Origin of the sequence: Leptospira meyeri, assembly GCF_004368965.1 — a bacterium.
Classification (GTDB): Bacteria; Spirochaetota; Leptospiria; order Leptospirales; family Leptospiraceae; genus Leptospira_A; species Leptospira_A meyeri.
Window position 1 is genome coordinate 2,467,033 of sequence record NZ_SORO01000001.1, and the last position, 21,247, is coordinate 2,488,279.

The 21,247-nt window shown below is 36.9% G+C and carries 16 protein-coding genes; 8 read left to right on the top strand and 8 right to left on the bottom strand.

Annotated elements, in window-relative coordinates:
• Window positions 1–122: 122 nt before the first annotated feature.
• Complete coding sequence (locus CLV96_RS11595) at window positions 123–2,873, bottom strand: hypothetical protein (RefSeq protein ID WP_134151970.1); 2,751 nt, start codon at window positions 2,871–2,873, stop codon at window positions 123–125.
• Between the two features lie 621 nt (window positions 2,874–3,494).
• Between CLV96_RS11595 and CLV96_RS11600 the strand changes: the two genes are divergently transcribed.
• The gene (locus CLV96_RS11600; RefSeq protein ID WP_243836471.1) at window positions 3,495–5,357 is read left to right on the top strand and encodes an ankyrin repeat domain-containing protein; all 1,863 of its coding nucleotides are present in this window, start codon (window positions 3,495–3,497) and stop codon (window positions 5,355–5,357) included.
• Window positions 5,358–5,401: 44 nt separating this feature from the next.
• Here CLV96_RS11600 and CLV96_RS11605 read toward each other — a convergent pair whose 3' ends face one another.
• Window positions 5,402–6,229, bottom strand: a complete 828-nt coding sequence (locus CLV96_RS11605; protein WP_035983095.1) for a prohibitin family protein — start codon at window positions 6,227–6,229, stop codon at window positions 5,402–5,404.
• 24 nt (window positions 6,230–6,253) lie between these two features.
• On the opposite strand from CLV96_RS11605, the gene CLV96_RS11610 reads away from it, so the two are divergent.
• The 3 genes from CLV96_RS11610 (at window position 6,254) to CLV96_RS11625 (ending at window position 8,874) form a co-directional block, all read left to right on the top strand.
• Window positions 6,254–6,748 (top strand): ankyrin repeat domain-containing protein, encoded by a 495-nt coding sequence (locus tag CLV96_RS11610; RefSeq protein ID WP_243836472.1) that lies wholly within the window; start codon window positions 6,254–6,256, stop codon window positions 6,746–6,748.
• A gap of 770 nt (window positions 6,749–7,518) precedes the next feature.
• Window positions 7,519–8,085, top strand: a complete 567-nt coding sequence (locus CLV96_RS11620; RefSeq protein ID WP_004787148.1) for a dihydrofolate reductase family protein — start codon at window positions 7,519–7,521, stop codon at window positions 8,083–8,085.
• A gap of 108 nt (window positions 8,086–8,193) precedes the next feature.
• Window positions 8,194–8,874, top strand: a complete 681-nt coding sequence (locus CLV96_RS11625; protein ID WP_004785225.1) for a hypothetical protein — start codon at window positions 8,194–8,196, stop codon at window positions 8,872–8,874.
• Between the two features lie 103 nt (window positions 8,875–8,977).
• Here the strand turns inward: CLV96_RS11625 and CLV96_RS11630 are convergent, their stop codons facing one another.
• From CLV96_RS11630 to CLV96_RS11640, 3 genes are all read right to left on the bottom strand, one after another.
• Window positions 8,978–10,417, bottom strand: coding sequence for a M20/M25/M40 family metallo-hydrolase (locus tag CLV96_RS11630; RefSeq protein WP_004785332.1), 1,440 nt, complete (start codon window positions 10,415–10,417; stop codon window positions 8,978–8,980).
• Window positions 10,418–10,486: 69 nt separating this feature from the next.
• On the bottom strand, window positions 10,487–11,089 hold the full coding sequence (locus tag CLV96_RS11635; RefSeq protein ID WP_004786449.1) for a class I SAM-dependent methyltransferase: 603 nt from the start codon (window positions 11,087–11,089) through the stop codon (window positions 10,487–10,489).
• Between the two features lie 72 nt (window positions 11,090–11,161).
• Window positions 11,162–11,854 (bottom strand): nitroreductase, encoded by a 693-nt coding sequence (locus tag CLV96_RS11640; protein ID WP_004787270.1) that lies wholly within the window; start codon window positions 11,852–11,854, stop codon window positions 11,162–11,164.
• Between the two features lie 116 nt (window positions 11,855–11,970).
• Here CLV96_RS11640 and CLV96_RS11645 point away from each other — a divergent pair, with 116 nt between their 5' ends.
• From CLV96_RS11645 to ilvD, 4 genes are all read left to right on the top strand, one after another.
• Complete coding sequence (locus CLV96_RS11645) at window positions 11,971–12,552, top strand: TetR/AcrR family transcriptional regulator (protein ID WP_004784569.1); 582 nt, start codon at window positions 11,971–11,973, stop codon at window positions 12,550–12,552.
• Window positions 12,549–15,203 carry a TonB-dependent receptor plug domain-containing protein gene (locus CLV96_RS11650; RefSeq protein WP_004785407.1) on the top strand — a complete coding sequence of 885 codons (2,655 nt, stop codon included), beginning with the start codon at window positions 12,549–12,551 and terminating at the stop codon, window positions 15,201–15,203. Before CLV96_RS11645 ends, CLV96_RS11650 begins: the two co-directional genes overlap by 4 nt.
• Window positions 15,200–15,847 (top strand): hypothetical protein, encoded by a 648-nt coding sequence (locus CLV96_RS11655; protein ID WP_004784166.1) that lies wholly within the window; start codon window positions 15,200–15,202, stop codon window positions 15,845–15,847. Before CLV96_RS11650 ends, CLV96_RS11655 begins: the two co-directional genes overlap by 4 nt.
• 69 nt (window positions 15,848–15,916) lie before the next feature.
• Window positions 15,917–17,593, top strand: coding sequence for a dihydroxy-acid dehydratase (gene ilvD / locus CLV96_RS11660; protein WP_004785330.1), 1,677 nt, complete (start codon window positions 15,917–15,919; stop codon window positions 17,591–17,593).
• Between the two features lie 4 nt (window positions 17,594–17,597).
• Here the strand turns inward: ilvD and CLV96_RS11665 are convergent, their stop codons facing one another.
• From CLV96_RS11665 to CLV96_RS11675, 3 genes are all read right to left on the bottom strand, one after another.
• Window positions 17,598–18,635: a pirin family protein gene (locus CLV96_RS11665; RefSeq protein WP_004787667.1), complete on the bottom strand. Its 1,038-nt coding sequence runs from the start codon at window positions 18,633–18,635 to the stop codon at window positions 17,598–17,600.
• Between the two features lie 55 nt (window positions 18,636–18,690).
• Window positions 18,691–19,833 carry a hypothetical protein gene (locus CLV96_RS11670; RefSeq protein WP_243836473.1) on the bottom strand — a complete coding sequence of 381 codons (1,143 nt, stop codon included), beginning with the start codon at window positions 19,831–19,833 and terminating at the stop codon, window positions 18,691–18,693.
• An 84-nt stretch (window positions 19,834–19,917) separates the two neighbouring features.
• Complete coding sequence (locus CLV96_RS11675; RefSeq protein WP_004785819.1) at window positions 19,918–21,189, bottom strand: PAS domain-containing sensor histidine kinase; 1,272 nt, start codon at window positions 21,187–21,189, stop codon at window positions 19,918–19,920.
• Window positions 21,190–21,247 lie beyond the last annotated feature (58 nt).

The window sequence follows — 21,247 nt, forward strand, 5'->3', positions numbered from 1 at the left end:
TTGATTCAGTAGACAAAAAATGGATGGCTAGTTTTTAATCATAGCCTTCCATTTTAGTTTTTCCTATCGATTGTATCTGTTTATCGAGATGCAACAATCAACTTTTATGAATCTACTTAACCTTATTCGTATTTTCGTATCCAACTTCTTCCACTATTAGTTTGGGCAATATAAGGATTAGCTCCTATGAATGAGAAATCAAATACATAACCATTTAATGAGTTATCCGAAAAATCTAATTTTAAATTTGGACCTACAAAATGACCTAAATACTTAATGGGAGAACTGGAACCTGTTGGAGTTTCAGACCAACCTAAGTAAATTGTCCCTTTGGGATTGATTTCAAGATTGGATGTGTAAACGTTTGCACTCGAGGTAAAATTTAGATTTGAACTTCCAACAGATAACCAATTTGTTCCATCAAAAGTCTTCACATTTAATTTACCACTGGAATCAAATGACAAATATAACTTTCCACTAAAGATCTTAAAATCATGAAGGGAAGCATGCGTTGTTGGAGCTAAATTTAATTCTCCGCCAACTGTATTCCATGAAACTCCATTCCATTTTTTTACATAAAGTTTAGTTTTGCCTAAAGTATCTAATTCATTATAGGCCACGTAAGGTGTTGATCCGTCAAATTGAATGATTACCTTCGTTGGAAAATTATTTGTTAAAGTGGAACCAACAGGTATCCAATTTGCCCCATTAAATCTTTTGACTAATACTGCGTAATTTGAACTATAGGGTTCCGACTCGGTAGCTTGAAATGCTGTATAAGCGACCCAAGGATCTGTTCCATTCGTAGCAATCGAATAGCTATAATTTAATCCATTCAATTCAGAATTTATGATCGATCCTACAGGCAACCAGGTATTAGAACTCGAATCATATTTTTTGGCATAGAGCTTAATATTTCCATTGGAATATGAAACATCACCGCTGTATGTTGGCGCTGTACTATACAGAACATACGGAATCGGGCCAGCCATAGCCATCGAAAGATTCAATACAGCTTGTAGTTGCCATTGACCAGTAAAAGATACAATTGGAGGCAATGTTGAAAGGCCTGAGGATCGGTTAAATTTATATGTGCTTAATTGTTCTTTATTATTAAATGCATTAGCAGCACTTTGAAAATGATTGAAAACAAAATAAGCTGTATCACCATCTGATGTTATACTAGCTGCAGATGAAAAAAATGTTTCCGCCCCTGGATAAGTTGCATCATTGAAATTGGATCTTATATCGATTAGTTGCCTAGAAAGGATTTGAATCGTCTGAGTTAATTGGATGGCTCCTTCCGCAATACTTGCTACCAGATTGGAAAAGCCAACTTTTGCATCGAGTGTATATAGATTTACAACAAGACTTATTGGTGTATCTCGATCTAAAGTTCCCAGATCGCCATTGGTAGGAACATTCCAATCTGCATTCAACCAAGGAAAGTAGGTTACAATATTTCCATAACCGTCATGTCCTTCAAGAGCGAAATATTTCACATTTCCTTCTTTCATAGAAATGGTTTGTGGTTCGTCCGTTTTAGAGAGTAATGCAGTTTTGTTTCCAAAAGAATCTGTTTCATAAATAGATAGAGTCTGAACATTTCCTGGAAGAATGGTAAAGTCCTGTGTGACCGAATTTGTAACTGAAGATAACAGCCTTAATTCTACTTTTCCTGAACTTACATAGTCACTTTTAGTAGCAGTAAAGAGAGTTCCTGCACTACCTGGTTTGTCCAACTTCCCTACATTATTAATCGCATGAACCACTTCTGGAACAATATACTGTCCAGTAAGATAGGAATTAGTATCTTCATTTCTGCAAGAGAGAAGCATATTTCTCTGAAAACCGGCATTGATATTCTGTATTCCCGTTAAGTTGGTTCGTAAGGTGTTAGGTAAACAATTACGATTCACGGTGTAGTTAGTAACTATTGGTGAGCTTGACTTAAGTGATTTATTGTCCCAAGCCTCTATCTTAATATCAAGAGTGGTGCCAGCAAGTTTGTCTGCATTTGTATAAAATGTAGAAGGGATCAAATAGACATATCTACTCGTAGGTGATATCGAGACATTGTTTTCTGGTTGCATTGCTACCTCATTCGTATAGGTCGCAGAAGTTGACTTTTTATAGGAAAGTTTGACCGCTATAATCGATCCATCTAAATCAATGTCTCTAACATCGGCTCGAATATAAATCGGTGCATCTGCATGTATTTGGGTTGGAACCGGACTTTGAATAGAAATTAGGGGGGAATTATTTCCAGTTGCAGAGGGAACTGCAAATAGAGCATAACTTGTAAAATGTTCCACTTGCGCTACTAAGCTACCTTTTGCATAGTCAATCGATGTTGGGACGCCAATATAAGACTTACTTGCCTCATCGAAGTAGAACATTTGTTGTGATCTTAAATTTAAATTTTGTTCGGAAATCTTGGATGAATCATAGGTTACGACTAAGGAAGCTGGTTTATCCATAGCAAACTGAGTTCCAGGTGGAGAAAATTTATAACCCTGCCCAAAGAATTTAAATTGGCTATTGGAATCTGCTTTTCCAGTTTTTTCTATCGTAATTTCCGTATCCTTATCTAAGGAATTTGGAGGAATTACAAAGCTAAGTTCTTTTCCAAGTTGGATGGTTCCGCCTTCAATGGATTTAATCATCGAAGTAACGGTGGTTCCATCACTTACAAGTATCGATGAGTTTTGATCGTTTTTACCAATAAAAAGTCCTAACAAAGAAAGGTTATCCTTCTCTTTGGACTTTGTGGATTCGGTTCCTATACAAAACTGTAGGAAGGCCATTGTCAATAGTAGAATTGTAATTATTACCCTACTTCGGATTTTAGTTTCGACTAACTTAATTGTCATATGTTTTACCTTTTAATTGGATTTTCAAAAAAAATAGATAATGAATTACTAATTTACTATTTTAGTAATCGAAAATCTTTGATTTTGATCTGCGAACAAACGTTATATAGTCATTTATTCGCAACGACCACATTCGGGTGCTAGGCGGTACATTTGCGATTCATTTTTTTGAAAAAAATTCGGTAAATGAAATGCAATTGTAAAGAAGTTATCATCTGTACGTAACTATTGACTATGAGTTCTCTATCTAAGAAATCTATTAATCAGAAAGAATTATTGTAGAATGAACCATCTGTTGTAGATGGTTGGTTACCATTCGTTCTAGGATTCAGGAATTTATCTTTGAATAAAAATTAAAATGCAATCATTTAACATGATTATATTTTGAAGCAATATATCATCTACGCTGTTTATAAATTTCAACTGTGAAATCCTCGCTCCCAAAAACAGGGTTTGTGATCAGGTCAATTACATATCTAGAAAAGAATGTTCTAGATTGTTCTTTCCCCTTTTTGATATCCCTTGAACAACATTCACTAAACAAAGCTAAATCCACTCTCCAAGTATTTCTTTCTTGTTTTTCTAATTCCAATCATACAATATTTTAAAATGAAAAAAAGAATGAACGCAAGTTGCACTCCTAAAAGCATCAAAGTTATAAAAAATATTTTATTCATCTCAGGATATCTTTTGCTTTATCCATTTTCCTTTCTTTCTGCCGACTCTGAACTCATTTTTACTATTAATCGAATTGCCGAATCCATAGAACGGATTTCAGTCAAAATACCAACGGATCATTATTATCTAACGACTACATCCGTTTCCTATACAAATGCGATGTCTGATGGATCTCCAGCGCCAAAGTTGGTATATTTCCAATCAGGAGAATACTTTCTGTCATACAATGATGGTAATTCCAATGGCAGAATTGTAAGTTTAGATTCTAATTTCAAAATGATAAAAGATCTTGTAAGTATAAAAAACTTTCGTATTGAAGATACCATCGCCGATTCTAATGGGCTGACTGTTTTATTATCTGCTTTTGAGATTGAAAAAAAAGGAAACTATGAATCTAAAAATTTTCATACTGCCTATATCAATCAATACACAACTTCTGGAAAATTAAATTTTAGTACGAAGATTGTAGGCACGAAAGAATACAAAAATGTAGGTGATCAAGGGATCGATACTACATTTGGAACTTTAACACTCACCAAAACAGCTGATAATCATTATGCGACTTATTTTTCTACTTATCGCAAATGGGATGACGGAGTCACACACCAGAGTGAATATTTGGCATTTTTTGACAATGCCGGCAAACGAATTTTAAAATCTGATGGAAAAACACCTGAAGGATTTACGTGGAATGTGAGTCATAGTTTTCGACCCAGGTTTATCAATGATGGAAAACAATTGGTGATGGCCACTGTCGGTGATGCTTACCCAAGAGGATTGGTTGTAGATAGTTTTCCTTCTCGAAAACGTGAGTTACCAATTGTTGTCCCTAAAGCTGGACCAAATGAAACCTACCAATACGTTCCGATTTCTACTGGTGATTTATACTCAAAAGATGGTACGACTTGGATCACATTTGATTCCAATCTAAATCGATCTTCTTATGATATTGGCCTTATCATCAAAAGCAATGATGGCCTTTCCAAACCAATATATTTAACAAATTCTATTAAACAAAGAGAAAGGATTCCGAGAATTGTCCCTTTTGGAGATGAACATTTGTTTCTGATGTGGATGACAGATGAAGATACTGAAAAAGACAAATGGTTTCCTAAAATTACAAAGATGAATTTGGAAGCTTGTTTGATTCAAAAAGATGGAACCATCATTTCCAAACCTCAAAGTTTTGGTTCTGGTAAAGGTTTATCTTTTCGAGCAGCAGCTCGTTTTTTTCATTTGCCAGATGGTAGATTTGGTTGGGTGAACGATTTAACTGGTTTGGCAGACCAATTGGAAATTGTTTTAGTCTCACCTTTCCCAAAAGAAACGATTGTTGTTTCTTCAAATGAGAATCCAACACCACAACCAACAAAAGTAAAAATTGATCCCAGTCTAGGCAAACCAATGGTAGCTGCTATCTATGAAGGAAGAGAAGAAGAAGCAATTTCGCTTTTGAACCAAGGAGCTGATCCCAATACGATCTATGAAGGTTGGTCTGCTTTATTGTATGCAGCTTACTTTGGTCGTACCGAATCTGTAAAAGCACTGATATCTCACCAAGTAAATACAGATTTTTCAGTGGATGGATGGAACGCTCTACGGTTATCCGAAGTTAGGGGGCATACTCAAATTGTAACTTTACTGCAACCATTAACAAAATCAATTTCTAGATCGTTATCAAAATCTCCTAATCCAAAAAGTCCGATATCATCGATGATAAAAGAGAGAAACCTACGGTCGGAAATCGAACCATCTAATGTAGATATAAATCAAAATCTAAAGAATTTAGGAACACCAATGAATTGATGTCCCAAATCCAATACAAATCAGAATGGTTAAGATAGAATATTTTATTTACCTTCCGGATTCACTATAATCGGCAATCCATCTTTTCCATTTGGAACAAAAATCAATTTATTATTTGGATTCTCCATTGCTTTCAATTGAATGTATTTCGGAGTTAATGATTCAGAAATCATCCGTTGGGCTTTTGCTTGTGCCTCAGCTTCAATGAGTACGGCCTTTGCTCTACCATCAGCAGAGATTTGTTGGATCTCGGCATCACGTTTAGCGATATTGATTTCGAACTTCATCTGCTCTTGTTCTTGTTGTTTGGTCAGTTTGCTTTCGATTGCTTTTAGAATGGATGGACTGTATTCTACATCATCAATGATCACATCATCAATTTCAACATGTTTGTCCTTCAACTTTTCGCTCAGGGATTTTTTAATCTGCGCAGAAACGTTAGGTGTCTCTTTCGAAATGGAAACCATATTATAAGCAGATAGAATATTTCGAATCGCAGTTCGAAATTGAGGTTTCACTACCTTCTCATAATAACCTCGACCAATTTCCATTTCTAACTCATAAATTTCATTTTGAACTGGCCGAATGATGATGGCAGCCGTCACAGTGATCGTTAAATCATCTCTCGTGAGTACTTCTACTTTTTCTTGGTAACTACTCCATTGAACAGAGTAGACATAAACACTGTTCCAAGGCATATAGGTTTGCACTCGAGATTCTAGCGGTTTTTGGCTGAGTCCCGTGCTATACGGTCGCCACATCAGACCTACCTCTCCCGGACTAATGATGGAGAGGCACGATGTAAAAAAAAGACTCACACCCAAAATGGAAAGGAACTGGAAGCTGGTTGGAAAAATGGATCGACGTTTCATGGTTAAACCATTAGACTAAAACCGATGTTAGAATTTCTATCTAGTCGATTTTTATTCTTAAGGTTATCCAGTGTCATTTTTTTAATAATGATCGGATCCAGCTTTTCCTGTATGGAAGATGAAACTGTAGTCAAAGCTCCTATGAGTCGGGAGCACCGTCTGTTCCAGGCAGTCGAAAAAGGAAACTTAGAATTAGTAAAAACAATTTTAGCGGAAGGTGTGTCCGTCAATGCAAAGGACTCCTTAGGAAATTCCTCTTTAATCAAAGCAGCAGATGATGAAGAACTAGAGATGGCAAAGTTCTTAATTGAAAAAGGTGCCAATGTCAACCTCCGTAATACCACCGGTGAAACAGCACTTTACCGAGCCGTATACCGAGGAAATTTGGAAATGGTCAAACTTCTGGTTAAAGCCGGTGCCGAAACCAAAGTCAAAACTGTGGGTGGGATTAGTATTGCGGAACTTGCCGAAGAACGAGGCGAAGAGGGGATCTTAAAGTATTTAAGTTCTCTTAAATAGTAAGACCAGAAGGTTAGCGGCAAATATAGTTCTGTTATGCGGGAAAAAACAAAATCTATTTAAAATTTATGAATCCATTGAGTCTAATAGAGACAATTGGCCAATTTTTCTATTGGCTCATTTACTTGGTGAACCCCGAATTTCGAGAAGAATAAAAAATTCAAGATGAAATAAAGGATGCCGTTCGCAGGAAAATATTTGAAGATGAATGGAAAAATACATTTAAGAATATTAATTATGGATGCTATTGTAGAAATGAAATAAATTCAAATTTATATGTCAAATGTCCTATCGACGATGACTCACTTGATCTAGCTTGCAAAGAGAGACAAGATTGTTTAGCTTCAGAAGGTAAATTTTGGGTCGATTCTAATATTTGTAATACTAAATTTCTTTCTTTTCTCGAAACGATCCCATACTCTGATAAAAAAATTCTTGAATCCTTTTCAAATGAAGACGTTTTAATTTTTACCTCAAATAAATATAAAGCACTACTAAAAATTCAAAATAAATTCAATTAATCAAATGCCTTATTTCGCATAACACGAACTACTGCTTGCGGGACTTCGCCTACGTTTTGCCAAATTCCTTTCTGTAACTCGTTTGCTTCCGCAAACTCTATGCCAGTCCCTAACGTCCCGTTCGGGACACAGGGTATAGAAACATCTCATTATGCGTAATTGTGATAGATTATCATAATATAGAAGTAAATCTTCATTGTAAATTTATAGAATCAAAGAATTTCTTATCTATTCGCATAAAGAGGAAAAATGTCAAAAATTATTGCAGCTTTCAATATGACCCTGAATGGCAATTGTGACCACAATGCAGGAATCCCGGATGAAGAAATACATATTCATTATGCAGATCTTCTTGATACCGCAGATTACATATTATATGGAAGAATTACATATCAGCTTATGCAATTTTGGCAGTCGTTCCTAGAAACTCCTTCGAGTCAAAATTCAATGAATGATTTTGCTGCCTCTATAGACAAAATAAAAAAAATCGTCTTTTCGCATTCTCTGAAAGAAACGGGATGGGATAGCGCAATACTCTCCGATAAGCCTATTGAAGAAAAAATCTTGGAACTAAAAAAAATAACGAACAAGGATATTTTTGTCGGTAGTCGAAGTTTAATTATACAGTTAATTAAACATAATCTAATTGACGAGCTTCAACTTTGCATCCATCCGGTGATTGCCGAGAACGGTATCCAACTATTTGAAAACCTAAATACCAAGACAAATCTTAAGTTTATAAAAACTAAAATCTTTTCGAATGGAGCAATCATCCTTTATTATAAACCGACAATAGATAACATAATAAATGAATAGAAACAGTAAAATCTAAAAAAATCATATTGAGATTCACGGTCGGACAATTTCGGTAAGCCTGGTTGGTTATACGTTATTAAATAATTTTTACTCCAAAAGGAATTCAAAATGATAAAAAGTATTTCGACTATTCTAATCGCATTCATGTTTTTCACTTTTAGTTGCGATGATAAGGATACTCAGAAAGTAGATCTAAAAGAAAGAACTACTTGGATTAGAAAATATATAAAGGAAAGTGAATTACTTAAAGATAATTCAAAAAATCTCATCAAGAAAGCTTCATATTATTATCAAAGAGAAACACTTGCTGGCGTAGTAGAACCGGAAGATTTATATACAAAATCTGAAAAAGAATTATTGATAGATTTTATTAAAAATACAAGTAAAAGATTAAAAATCAAGAATCTTAATGAATTTTTGGCTATCATCAAAACTATCGACTTTGGTTCTGAGGGAGAGATTACGAAAGTAGATCATTTATGGATTAAAAAGAACGAAGGCTGGATTTTGTTTGAGCATAAAAGCGAAAGTCTTCCTTTCCCAGGACAAAAAATATCGATTGAAGAATTAAAATATAAGAAGGGAAAATTTATTCTTCTTCATGGTGGGTGTTGTGATACTGAATCTTTAGCTATTCTTCAAATTTCAAACAGTCAATCTTTAGTACCTCTATATACTGGAACACTTTATGGCAATCGCTATAAATTTGTAAGAAAAAATGGAAAATTACAAATATTTGAAAGAGATATAGAAAATAATCTAAATGAAATCTCTTTGGAAGAGCGTTGAACTAGGCATACCGTCTACTTCTTCCACTTATTTATTTTTCCATCGGATATGGATCCTTTTCTTTCTTCTGAACTATATACGATGATTCACAATGACATTTCCTCTACTGGTTCATCTCTACCAAAGTTTCAAAAAGAATTTTTGTTCCTAGTTCTAAGTTATCAATGGTCATATTTTCATTCTTTCCGTGCATCCCGTCAATGTCTTCTGATTTCAGAACTGCTGGAATCAAACCATACGATTTAATTCCCAATCGTCTGAGATACGAATTGTCCGTTTTTCCAGGAGAAAGAAACGGAGTCACCGTACTATTGGGAAACTTATTGACAGACACTGCTGCCAAAGTGCTGAAAAGCCTAGTGTTGATGGGAGATACATCCGTTGGATTGATATCGGTAAAAGTAATTTCAGCATTGTATTTAGCGGCAATTGATTTTACTTTATTGGAAAATTCCATAATATCAACACCTGGTAAAGTTCGGATATCGAGTCTTCCTGATGCTTCCCCTGCAATTACGTTTTCTCCCCCTTCGCCTTCTGTGGTTCTAAATCCAGTGATGGATTTGGTGTTTGTGGTCATTGCAGTAAGGTGGCGATTGCTTCGGATGGTTCCGTGTAATAAAGGTTTGATCAAAGGGTTTCTAGCATTTTTCAAAAAAAATGAATTTGGAAACGAACTAATGGTTCCGAGTTGGTAGAAAAAAGCATCTGTTTCTGAGGTGATACGAATCTCAGATTCCAGTTCTCTGACTTCATTAAAAAATTGGATTAAGGACAAGGCAGGGTATTGACTTGGAGGAGAAGATCCGTGCCCACTGGTTCCTTTGATTTTGGCTCGTAACCAAATGTTTCCTTTTTCCGCATATTGAATGTTAAAGATAGTGGAACCTTGGATCACAATGTCTCTTGTGGCCACCCCACCTTCATTGAGTGCGTATTCGTATCCTTCAAAAACTTGTTTTTGTTTGGAAGTCATATATTTACCGCCTAACTCGGAACCTGATTCCTCATCGGCCAAAGCCAAATACATAATTTTTCTCGTTCTCGGAATTCCAGATCGTTTGATTTCAAGAAAGGCAAGTAATTCCATTACGGCCATTCCTTTCATATCAATGGCGCCACGCCCCCAAACACGACCCTCACTTACCGTACCGGAAAGTGGAGCTACCTTCCATTCTTTGGTATCAAATTCAACTGTGTCCAAATGGTTTGCGAGAATGATACCTGGCTCTGGATTTGGAACAGTCGCTGGTAATTCAGCAATTAAATTGGGTCTTGTTGGATATTTGGGATCAAAAACAAAATGAGAAGGGATTCCCTCTTTGGCGAGAACCGCTTGGATGTATTTTGCCACCTGAATTTCGTTTCCACGAACAGATGGTATTTTTAATAAATCCGATAAAAGTTTTACCGCTTCAGACCTACGGGCTTCCCAATTGACTTTAGGATAAGACTGTTTTAGCTCCGCATACTTTACCTTTTGACCGAAGGAACATTGCAAATTTAAGACCGCGAGAATAAAAACCGAAACTAAAAACTTCATAGAAATGAATCTCCCTTTCTTTCGGAAAAAGAAAATCACGGATTTTAAAAGTTAAAAGAAAAAACTAACCTATATTTTTCGTAAAACCAACCGAACGATGGCTGCCTTTCCTCTATGGAACGGACTTTCATTGAGTTCAATTTCTAATGCTTCTTCGTATTCAACGCTCATTTCGGAAAAATCCATACGCAAATCTTTTAACTGATACAACATATCGGGATCTTTTGGACCACCTGATGTGTATTGCAACTGGTCTGGCGAAAATGCTTCTAATAATAAAATCCCACCGGATTTTAATGTTCGAACACAATTTCGATGTGCCGTTGTGCGGATCGATTTATGAAAGTGACAATAGATCAAAGCAACCATATCCATTTGTTCTGGTGCGTAAGGGTAAGTTAAAACATCAGAAATCTCATAATGAATGGAAACTTTTTTTTCGTTAGCAAGAGCGGTTGCTTTTTGTTTTCCGGTTTCTGATTGGTCAAAGGCAAACACATCCCAGCCGAGTCCTGCTGCAAAAACCGCATTTCGTCCTTCTCCTTCGCATGGAAAAAGAATTCTTCCTTTTTTCAAATTAGGCAAACGAGTTCTTAAAAAATCGTTTGGGTCTTTTCCGTAAACATAGTCTTCATTCGCATAACGTTCATTCCAGAAAGTTTTAGAATACATGGTGGTTTCCCTGCTGTTTTATCTTTTGGTCGCATCATCATATACTAAACTTTCTGAATCAGAACTACTTTTTCAATAAAACCGAAGTAAATCTTCGGCAGATTCCCTTGGTGTGTGAAAACGATTGAGTTCTGAATCCGGTTTTGGATATCCAATGCTCAGTCCGAGGATTACTTTTTCTTCCTTAGGCAAGCCCAAACAATTACGAACTACATCAGGAAATGCACCCAAAGCAGCTTGTGGACAAGTTCCTAAACCTTCCTCTCTTGCCAGGAGGAGAATTGATTGGAGAAAACAACCCAAATCAATACCTACATACAAATTGAGATCAAATTTGGAGGTGATAAAAACCGCAGTGGGAGCTCCAAAGAATTCAAAATTTCGAAGCATAAATTGATCCCTTGCTTCTTTGTCTTTACGATCAATTCCAGCCACTCCGTAAATTTTCATCCCTAAATCAAACATTCGTTTTTTGGCATCACTTGGATAGGATTCTGGCCAATTAGTTTCTGGCTGGGGGGAAGACTCCCTCGCTGCCTTTGTGAGTTCCAAGGCCATCTCCTCGCGTTTTTTGCCACTCAGGATATGCGCTTTCCAAGGTTGGGAGTTTTTCCAACTAGGGGAACGTAAGGCTTTTCTGAAGATTCTTTGTAGGATTTCTTCTGGGACAGGTTCTGGTAAATATTCTCGGATGCTATGTCTAGTTTCTAGGGCCTCTGTTGTCGTTTTGGCAGACTCATGGATGGATATCATTTCAGAATTCATATGGATGCTCCTGGTCAATATACATACCGACCGGTCTGTATATGCAAGAACTTTTCATACAGACCAGTTGGTATAATGTTTGCTTAGTTTTTGTAATTTTGAAATTTGTAAGGGATATGAAAAAAGAACCAACTCGTGTACGTCTCTTGCAAGTAAGTAAGGATCTCTTTTTAAAACAAGGGTATTCGGAAACAGGCCTCAACCAAATCGTCGATGAAGCAGAGACCGTCAAAGCGAGTTTGTATCAACATTTTTCCTCAAAAGAGATGTTGGGTAAGGAAGTGCTTCGAATTTATTCGGATGAAAATTTAACTCTTCTCAAATCTCTAATGAAACGAAATCCAAAGCCTCTTGATTTTGTGAAAGCTTGGGTTCGGATTCTTTCTAGGGAAGCGAGAGAATCTCAACTTTTCGGATGTGGGATGGCCAATTTCCGAGCCCAGATTGCACCAAACGAATTGGAAATTTTGAAAGAAATTGAAGAAATTGCCCACAAAACCATCGATTGTTTGGCAGAGTATTTAGAGGAGTCTCTAGAAAATGGTCATATAATTTCTAAAGTAGATTGTCGGTTACTCGCTAAACAATTATTTTTTGTCTACGAAGGGGTTTTGCAAGGTTATCGTTTGCTTGATGACAAAAGGTCATTGGATGAACTTTACCGAATTGCCGAAAGTTTGATCCCAACTTCTAAATGAAATACACTAAATCGATCATTTATATTTTTTGTTTGGGATGGTTTTTGCCTCTGTATGCAGAAGGAAACCTAGAAGTTGTGTTCCAAATTGTTAAATCCAATTCTGGCAAACCCGTCACAAATGCTGTTGTTATTTCTAAAAAAGGTAAAGCCAGCGGAGTTTCCAATGAAGAGGGGATCGCCAAACTTCGATTTCCCGAACCCGGATATTATGAAATTAAAATTTCTACGGCCGACAGAATCGAAACTGTGTTTCGCGAAGTTCGATTCAAAGGACAGGTGATTCTTGTCTCCATCTCAGAGGCAAATCTATCGGGAATTTTAGTCAGTGGAGAAAGGGACAAAACACCTCTATCTCGATATGGGCTCGTGCAAGATGAAATCAAACGACTCCCTGGTGTTTCCGGTGATTCCTTAAAAGCTCTCCAAACCATTCCGGGTGTTGTGATTGGTGCGCCCGTAGGAATTTTACCGTCAGTCTTCACTAATATTGGAACCAATTTGTTAACAGGAAATCCCTATTCCAATAGTGAAAGGGGAGATTTATCATTACGTGGTGGTGGGACGAGACAAAACCAATATTATTTTGATGGATTCCCACTCTCTTATCCTTTTCATTTAGGAAATCAATCTTCCGTACTAAATAACAATTTAATTAAATCCTTTGACGTGTTTACTGGTGCATTTCCAGCTAAATATGGTTATGCGACTGGCGGAATTATTGCCATTGAAGGAACAGATCGTGTTGATGAAAATAAAACGGTCATCAATATCAATTTGTTTTTATCAGATATTTACAACCAAGCCAAAGTTTTGCCAGGACTGGCGATGATCAGTTCAGGAAGAAAAAACTACCCTAACTTAGTTTTATTACAAACCTATCCACAAGGAATTCCGGAAGATGCAAAGTATGCAGAGTATCAAGATTACCAATGGAAACTAATTTGGGATATTAGTTCTGAACATCGTCTTTCGATCCAAACCTTTGGAACAAGAGATAGACAAGCATACACTAAAGCCCAAGCAGATTTAGAAAGAGGAGGGGAAGACCCACGTCCTCCGACGGGTTTAGATCGAATGTTTCGCACTGATGCCATCCGTTATGTTTGGAAAGGAAAAACATTTCGAAATACTTTATCATACTCACGCACCTCGTTTAATGAATTTTTTGAATTGAGATTTACAAATCCGCTCACAGCAGAGAATATTTTCGGATTACAAAATCGAACTGCTGATACAACCACTTATGTTCATAATGCATTTGAATGGGAAATTTGGGAGGAACATCTCAAATTAGAAGCAGGAGTTCAGGGTCGGTTCCGCGAGACCACATTAAAAGGTGAGAATATCTCTTCTTATAATCGATTATTTTATAATATATTTAATGATTTATTAAATTCCAATGCGGCTTTTCGTTCCGTCATTGATGGAGATCGAATCCGATATCGTGAAAAGTCTGCTTATGCGGAACTTCCGTTTAAATATGGTGGTTTTCGCCTAACACCAGGTGCAAGGGTAGATAACTATTCAGGTAGCAATGAAACCAATTTGGCTCCCAGGATTACAGGTGGGTATCTTTTTGAATCCACAAAAACAGGGTTTATGGTTGGGCACGGAATTCATTACAATGCGCCTGTTTCGATTGAGGCCTTGTCTGCTAAGTCAGGAAATCCTAATCTTTATATGGAACGTTCCGAACATAATTCGGTAGGGGTGAGCCAAGAGTTTTCCAACAATTGGCAAATTAAAATTGAAGGGTTTCGGAATATCTTTCAGAATATCATCGTTCCTGATGCTTATATTGTCGATCCGTACGCTTTGAACAATGACACTCGTGTTTTTGTAAATGAAACCGCCAAAGTTCTCGCAAATCCGATTACACCTAAAAATTTAAATTATTCGAATGCTGGTTATGGACATTCGGAAGGAGTTGAAATTTTTATTAAAAAAACAAAAGATCCAAGAGAACAATCGGGGCTATTTGGTTGGATTTCCTACACAAATTCTATCACTAAACGAATCAATAACCAAGCCAGATTAAACAGTGATGAAACTAGAAACAGAACTTTACTGAACAATTCAAGAACACTTCTTGCCCAATCCAAAATTGGAACTAATTATATAAATTATTATGATGATAATCAATTTGAAGTCATTTATAATAATGATAAAGAACAACTTTATGATTTAGATAGAACTCACATTTTAAATATTGTATTTGGTTATAAATTTAATCCAGAATGGATGGTGGGTGGAAGGTTTCGTTACTTTTCAGGCACACCTTATACTCCCATTACAAGTGCTACACGAGCAAATCAAGCTGCGACTTTTGGATTGAATTTATATTTCCCCAATTATTCTGGAAACTATAACAGTGACCGATTTTTACCATTTCACCAATTTGACCTAAGGATCGATCGCATCGAAAACTATTCTTGGGGTTATATTAATACTTATATTGAATTTGTAAATTTTTATGGCCGTAGGAACCAAGCAGGTTTTGAATTTGATAATACAAAAAATTACCAAAGGAATCAAAACCCCGCACCAACCTACGATACTGTGAATTCTCCATACATAATTTCGCAAACCCCAAATGGAAAATTAGCTTTTATTCCTCTCATCAATATTGGTATGGAGGTACGATTTTGAAAAATATACTTATTTTATTTTGTATGACTTTGTTTTTTGCCTCTTGTTTTGAAGGTGGGGAAGAAAAACAAAAAGAAGAAGAGAACCAACAAACTTTTAATTTAACAACTCTATTCTTAATTCGCGAATCTGGGAACTGTATCAAAACCAATACTTCCTTGTCTTCGAATAACCAATTTTGTAGCCGAAGGCCTCTTGGTGTCTGCAATGTCAATCAACTCATTCTTACTCAAAGCGAAGTGAATGTCATCATCAATGATGCTCGCATCATTCAGTCAAGAACAACGGATTGCCAAGAATCAATTTTGCAGTCAGGAGTTTTGAGTTTGAAAGCCACAACTACGACGAATATTGATACCTTTAAATCCCAATATACATTTCGTGTTGCAGAATCCTGCGAATTAGAAGGATTCCAAGTAAGTGCTGGGACAAGGTTTGCTAATTTTACCGAGATTCTTTGGTTAGATTCGGTTCGTGGTAAAATTGCAAAAGCTGCAAAAACCATTTCTGCTAATACTTTTTTGCCCCAAGCCAATCGCGATCGTGCTAACAGTTGTTTGAATCTCGAATTTAGAGATTGGGAAAGAGACCTTGCCCAAGGAAACAATGACAATAAAATCCTGGTCGAAATCGTACATCCATAAAATCAAAATCCGCTTTCCTTAACCTTGGCATCTTACATTTTGTCTTTAATCCGAAGGAAATTGAATTTTATGACTTTGAATCGATACAGCCGCATTCTTACCCAAGATGAATCCCTTCCTGCCTCCCAAGCAATGATCATTGGATCTGGGGTTCCTTATGAAGATTTAAATAAACCTTTCATTGGAATTGGAAGCACTGGGTTTGATGGAAACCCATGTAATATGCACTTAACCACTCTTTCGGCCTTACAAAAGAAAAGTATCCTAGATACAAAACAAATGGTGGGTTTATTATTTAATACGATAGGTGTGAGTGATGGGATTACCAATGGAAATGACGGGATGCGTTATTCCTTGCCATCTAGAGAGATCATTGCCGATTCCATTGAAACCATTGCAGGTGCTCATTATTATGATGGAATTCTATTCACTGCTGGATGTGATAAAAATATGCCAGGGGCCATTATGGCAATGGCAAGACTCAATCGACCATCCATCATGGTGTACGGTGGAACTATCAATGGTGGTCATTACAAAGGTGAAAAATTAAATATTGTATCTGCCTTCGAAGCTTATGGGAAAAAAATAAACGGCAAAATCACGGAAGATGATTTTAAGGAAGTAATTAAAAATTCCTGCCCTGGACCTGGAGCATGCGGTGGAATGTACACGGCCAACACTATGGCAACAGCAATTGAAGTCATGGGAATGAGTTTGCCTTATAGTTCTTCTTCTCCTGCTCGTAGTGAAGAAAAAAAGAAAGAATGTATGAATATTGGAAAGTATATGTACAATCTTTTAGAAAAGGATATCAAACCCTCCGATATCATCACTCCCAAATCCATTCTAAATGCACTTCGTGTGGTTACCATTCTTGGTGGTTCTACAAATGCGGCCTTACATATGATTGCCATTGCAAGAACCATGGGCATTCCTCTCGATTTGGAACAAATTCAAAAAGTAACTGACACAACTCCACTGTTAGCTGATATGAAACCAAGCGGAAAGTATCTTATGGAAGACCTTCATGCCATCGGGGGAACCCCTGCTATCATGAAATTCATGTTACGCGAAGGATTGATTGACGGATCTTGTTTGACTGTCACTGGAAAAACAATCGCAGAAAACTTGGAAGGACTTCCTGACCTTCCGAGTGACCAAGACTTACTTAGACCCGTCAGTAACCCCATCAAAAAAGAAGGCCATATCCAAGTTCTTTATGGTAACATTGCCAAAAAAGGTGCTGTGGCAAAAATCACAGGCCATGAAGGGGAAATGTTTGAAGGGAAGGCCATTTGTTTTGATTCTGAAGTGGAAGCAAATCTTGGGATTCGCGACGGAAAAGTCAAACCTGGCCATGTGGTTGTGATTCGTTATGTAGGACCAAAAGGCGGACCGGGAATGCCAGAGATGTTAAAACCAACTTCTGCCATCATCGGAGCCGGTCTTGGGGATAACGTAGCCCTCATTACAGACGGAAGATTTTCTGGGGGTAGCCATGGATTTGTTGTGGGTCATATCACACCAGAGGCAATGGAAGGGGGAGAATTGGCCCTTGTCCAAGATGGTGACAAAATTTTAATTGATGCTCGCACCAACAAACTTGAGTTAATTGTATCTCCAGATGAATTAGAAAAAAGAAGGACAAGTTGGAAAAAACCCCCGTACCGAATTACATCTGGATATCTTTGGAAATACATCCAGATGGTAAAGGATGCTAGTACGGGTTGCCTAACCGATCGTTAATTTCTCAATTGAAGTTACCGCTGGTTTCCCTGGGAGCTTCTTCTTTTCCGTTTGCGTGTTTGGCAAATCTTCCTTTGCCCACGTGAACGGGATCATAAGAATCCCACGGCCAACCTCCAAACTGTGTTTTGCGGTAATCATCAAAGGCTTGTTGGATTTCCTCTTGTTTGTTCATCACAAAAGGTCCATACTGAACTACTGGTTCGGCAATGGGTTTTCCTTCTAAAATTAAGATACGAGCGGATTCGGATCCGTTTTTTAGATCCACATCAATGTCAGATTTTAGATTGTACATATGTTTTCCTGGAACCACAACATCATCTATAACGAGTCCTTCACCGCGGAAATAATAAAGGTTTCTATTGTTTCCAACAGAACTTCCTGGAATTACAAAGTTAGCTTCCGGATCTAAATCTAAAATATAAATCCCCACTTCGTTTTTAGGATCACCTGCCCAGGAATCTGGAGGTGGATCAAGTGGTTTTTCACCAAACAAAGATCCTGCGACCGTTTTAATTTTTATTTTTTTGCCGGAAGTATCAGTAGCCACTTTGACGGGAATGTCTTCGTTCCAAAACATTTTGAAGTGAGGTTCTACAAATTTATTTTTTGCAGGCAGGTTCAACCAAATCTGAAAAAGTTCCAAAGTATTATCACCAGATTCATTCACGAGAGGAAACATTTCTGAATGTTGGATCCCAGCTCCAGCTGTCATCCACTGGACATCCCCATCTCCATACCTTCCGGCAGCACCTTGTGAATCGGCATGGTCGATAAGACCTCTTTGGACAACCGTTACCGTTTCAAAGCCGCGGTGTGGGTGGCCAGGAAAACCGGGAATGGTTTCTCCGTGGTACATCCTCCATCCATCTTTGCCAGCAAAGTCTTGGCCAATTTGTCTTCCTTGTAAAGAGGCATCTGGACCAAACTTTCCATTGCCTTTCGGATAAAAATCTTCATGGTGTACACAAAACAAAAATGGATCTGAAGTGGGCCATTGGAAGTCTAGTTTTTGGGCATATTCTATCGATTTGTGTTTCATGAGTGAATCCTATTTTCGCGAACGGTATCGCTATTAATAAGACAGTAGTTAAGAATCAAAAGTTTTTCACAATAGAAACATTCACTCCAAAAGAGCCATATTCTTTGGCACTTTGAGAGGAGTTGAGATTGGGAACTGTGCTGAGTTCCACTGGAGTTTTCCCAGGTCCTAAATTATAACCGGACACTTCAGAAACACTAAAAGAAGATATTTGATAAAAACCACCGTATTTTAAACCAAAGGTATCAAAGAATTTCCAAACAAGTCCCATCTCGAATGAAACCGAAGCCCCTCCAAGTCCACGAGCCAAACCCTCTTTGGATTGAAAAATGGTTAAATCTGTTTTGGTGACGGGAGTACTAAATACAACTTGATTACTTGAATTGAGAGTTCCAGTTGATGAGTTTTCAATCCCGTAAGATGCCAGTTTTAATTGTCCTGCAAATACAATAAGATCACCCATCATATAAAAATTCAACCAATCGGTAATAGAAGTCACAAAACCGTAGTTCATTCCATAATTTTTAGTTCGAAATTCAACAGTTCCTGTTGATAAAGCATAACCTTCTGTTACAGATTGTTCGCCAGTTCTTAAAAAAGGAAATTTTATTTGAAAGGATTGAAACGGTCCTTTGGAAGATAATTCAGAATAAGAAAAACTAAATTCATGCGAACTTGTTGGTGTAAGAAAATTTAACGGACCAACTCCAATTTTAAATCCTACTTCATTGATCCCTGATCGAACTCGATCGTTCAAATACAATCCGTTTGTACTAAAACTGGTTCTTGTATCATTGTAATGTTCTCCTTTTGCATAAACGAGTCCAATAAAAAAATCTTCAGAGATTTGGTGAGAATATTTGATTCGAGGTGATACTGTAGAAGTTGGTCTTGATTCTGCACTTTCCGTAATAATCCCAGGAGGGTTCAAGTTGTTCGCCGTGCCAGAATTGACAAAACTTGATGCAACACGAGAAGAATTAAGAATGCTCGATACCGATTGTGGACCACCTTCCGATGGTGTTTGTGCAAATTCTCCTGCAAGTTCGATCACTTTTAATCCTGATCCGAGTAAGGATGAAGATTTAGGTTTTGAATCCGAATTAGGTTCTGGGGGATTGGATTGATTTTGAGCCAGGAGAGGTGTGACTAGTAAAGCAAATACTAGGAAAAACTTTTTGCATATTCCATTCATCATTTGTAAAAAATAAATTTTTGAAAAATAGAATCGAGAAAAAAAGAAAAGTATAAAGATAATTCGCTTTGGAAATTTAGAATGATGTTAGTTTGTTTTTGTGTGTTGTACTAATTGTATCAAAAAAGTAGAACCCACTCCTGGTTCACTTTCTACCCAAATCTTACCTCCTTGTTTTTCTAAAAATTCTTTGCAGAGAATCAGTCCAAGTCCTGTTCCCGGTTCTTGCGCCGTACCTTTTGTTGAAGATTTATGGTCCAATCGAAAAAGATTTTCAATTTGTTCCTGCTTCATTCCCACTCCCCTATCTTTTACAAAGAAAATGATTTCATCTGTTTGAGATTCTGTTGTGAGTTTTTCAGTTTCCAATTTTGATTTAGAATGTATTTTTTTGTTTTGATGTAAAACTCCTACCGTTACTTCAGTATTAGCATTACTGTATTTGATGGCATTGGAAATTAAATTGCGGATTACAGTTTCAATCATAAATAAATCAGCATAAATTACTTGGTTTTTTGGAATTTGATTTGTAATAGTCACATTTTTTTTGTTAGCTGATAGTGTTAAAAGGCCAATCACCCTTTCGACTAGATCAAAAAATTGAATAAATATAGGTTGGTAGTTTATATTTCCACTTTGAGACCTTGCCCAATCTAATAAATTTTCTAATAATGAATAAACTAAATCAGAAGATTCTTCCAACATTTTCAGGTAAGTTGTTCTTTCGATTTCAGAAAATTTAGAATCTTTTTCGCTTAAAATTTTGGTAAATTCCCTCTGGGTGCCAAGTGGTCCACGCAAGTCATGAGCTATGATTGAAAAAAATTTATCTTTTGATGAGTTGAGTTCTGCCAAACGAATTGCAGATTCCCGTAAATTCGTTTCCGCTAATTTTCGTTCTGTGATATTACGAACAATAGCACAATTGTATTGTTTTCCAGCATACTCGACCAAATTCACTGTCACTTCGATAGGAAAAGAGGTGCCATCTTTCCTTTGGTTGATTGTTTCGATTGAAAATGTTTTACGATCTAAAATTTCCTGCCAATGAGCATTCCAAGTTTCGTGATTAAACAAAGGATCAACTTGAAACATTTGCATGGAGAGTAATTCTTCCTTCGTATAACCATAGTTTTGGCAGGCTGCATCATTTACGAAAACAATATTACCTTGAGAATCTAACCAAAGAATGGATTCTGAAATGGTATCAATCGAAAACTGTGTGAATTGCAGAGCATGAATTAGGTTTGTTTGGTTGGCATCTTTGTTTTCCAAAGATTGTTTTAAGACTTGGTTTTCTGATTCCAAACGTTTCAGGTCAGCAAACAAAGTTTCATATGTCTTAGGGAGAATCGACATGGATGATTGGTAGGATCCAAATTATGAAAAAAATTGCCAAGAACTAAGTGTTGGATTT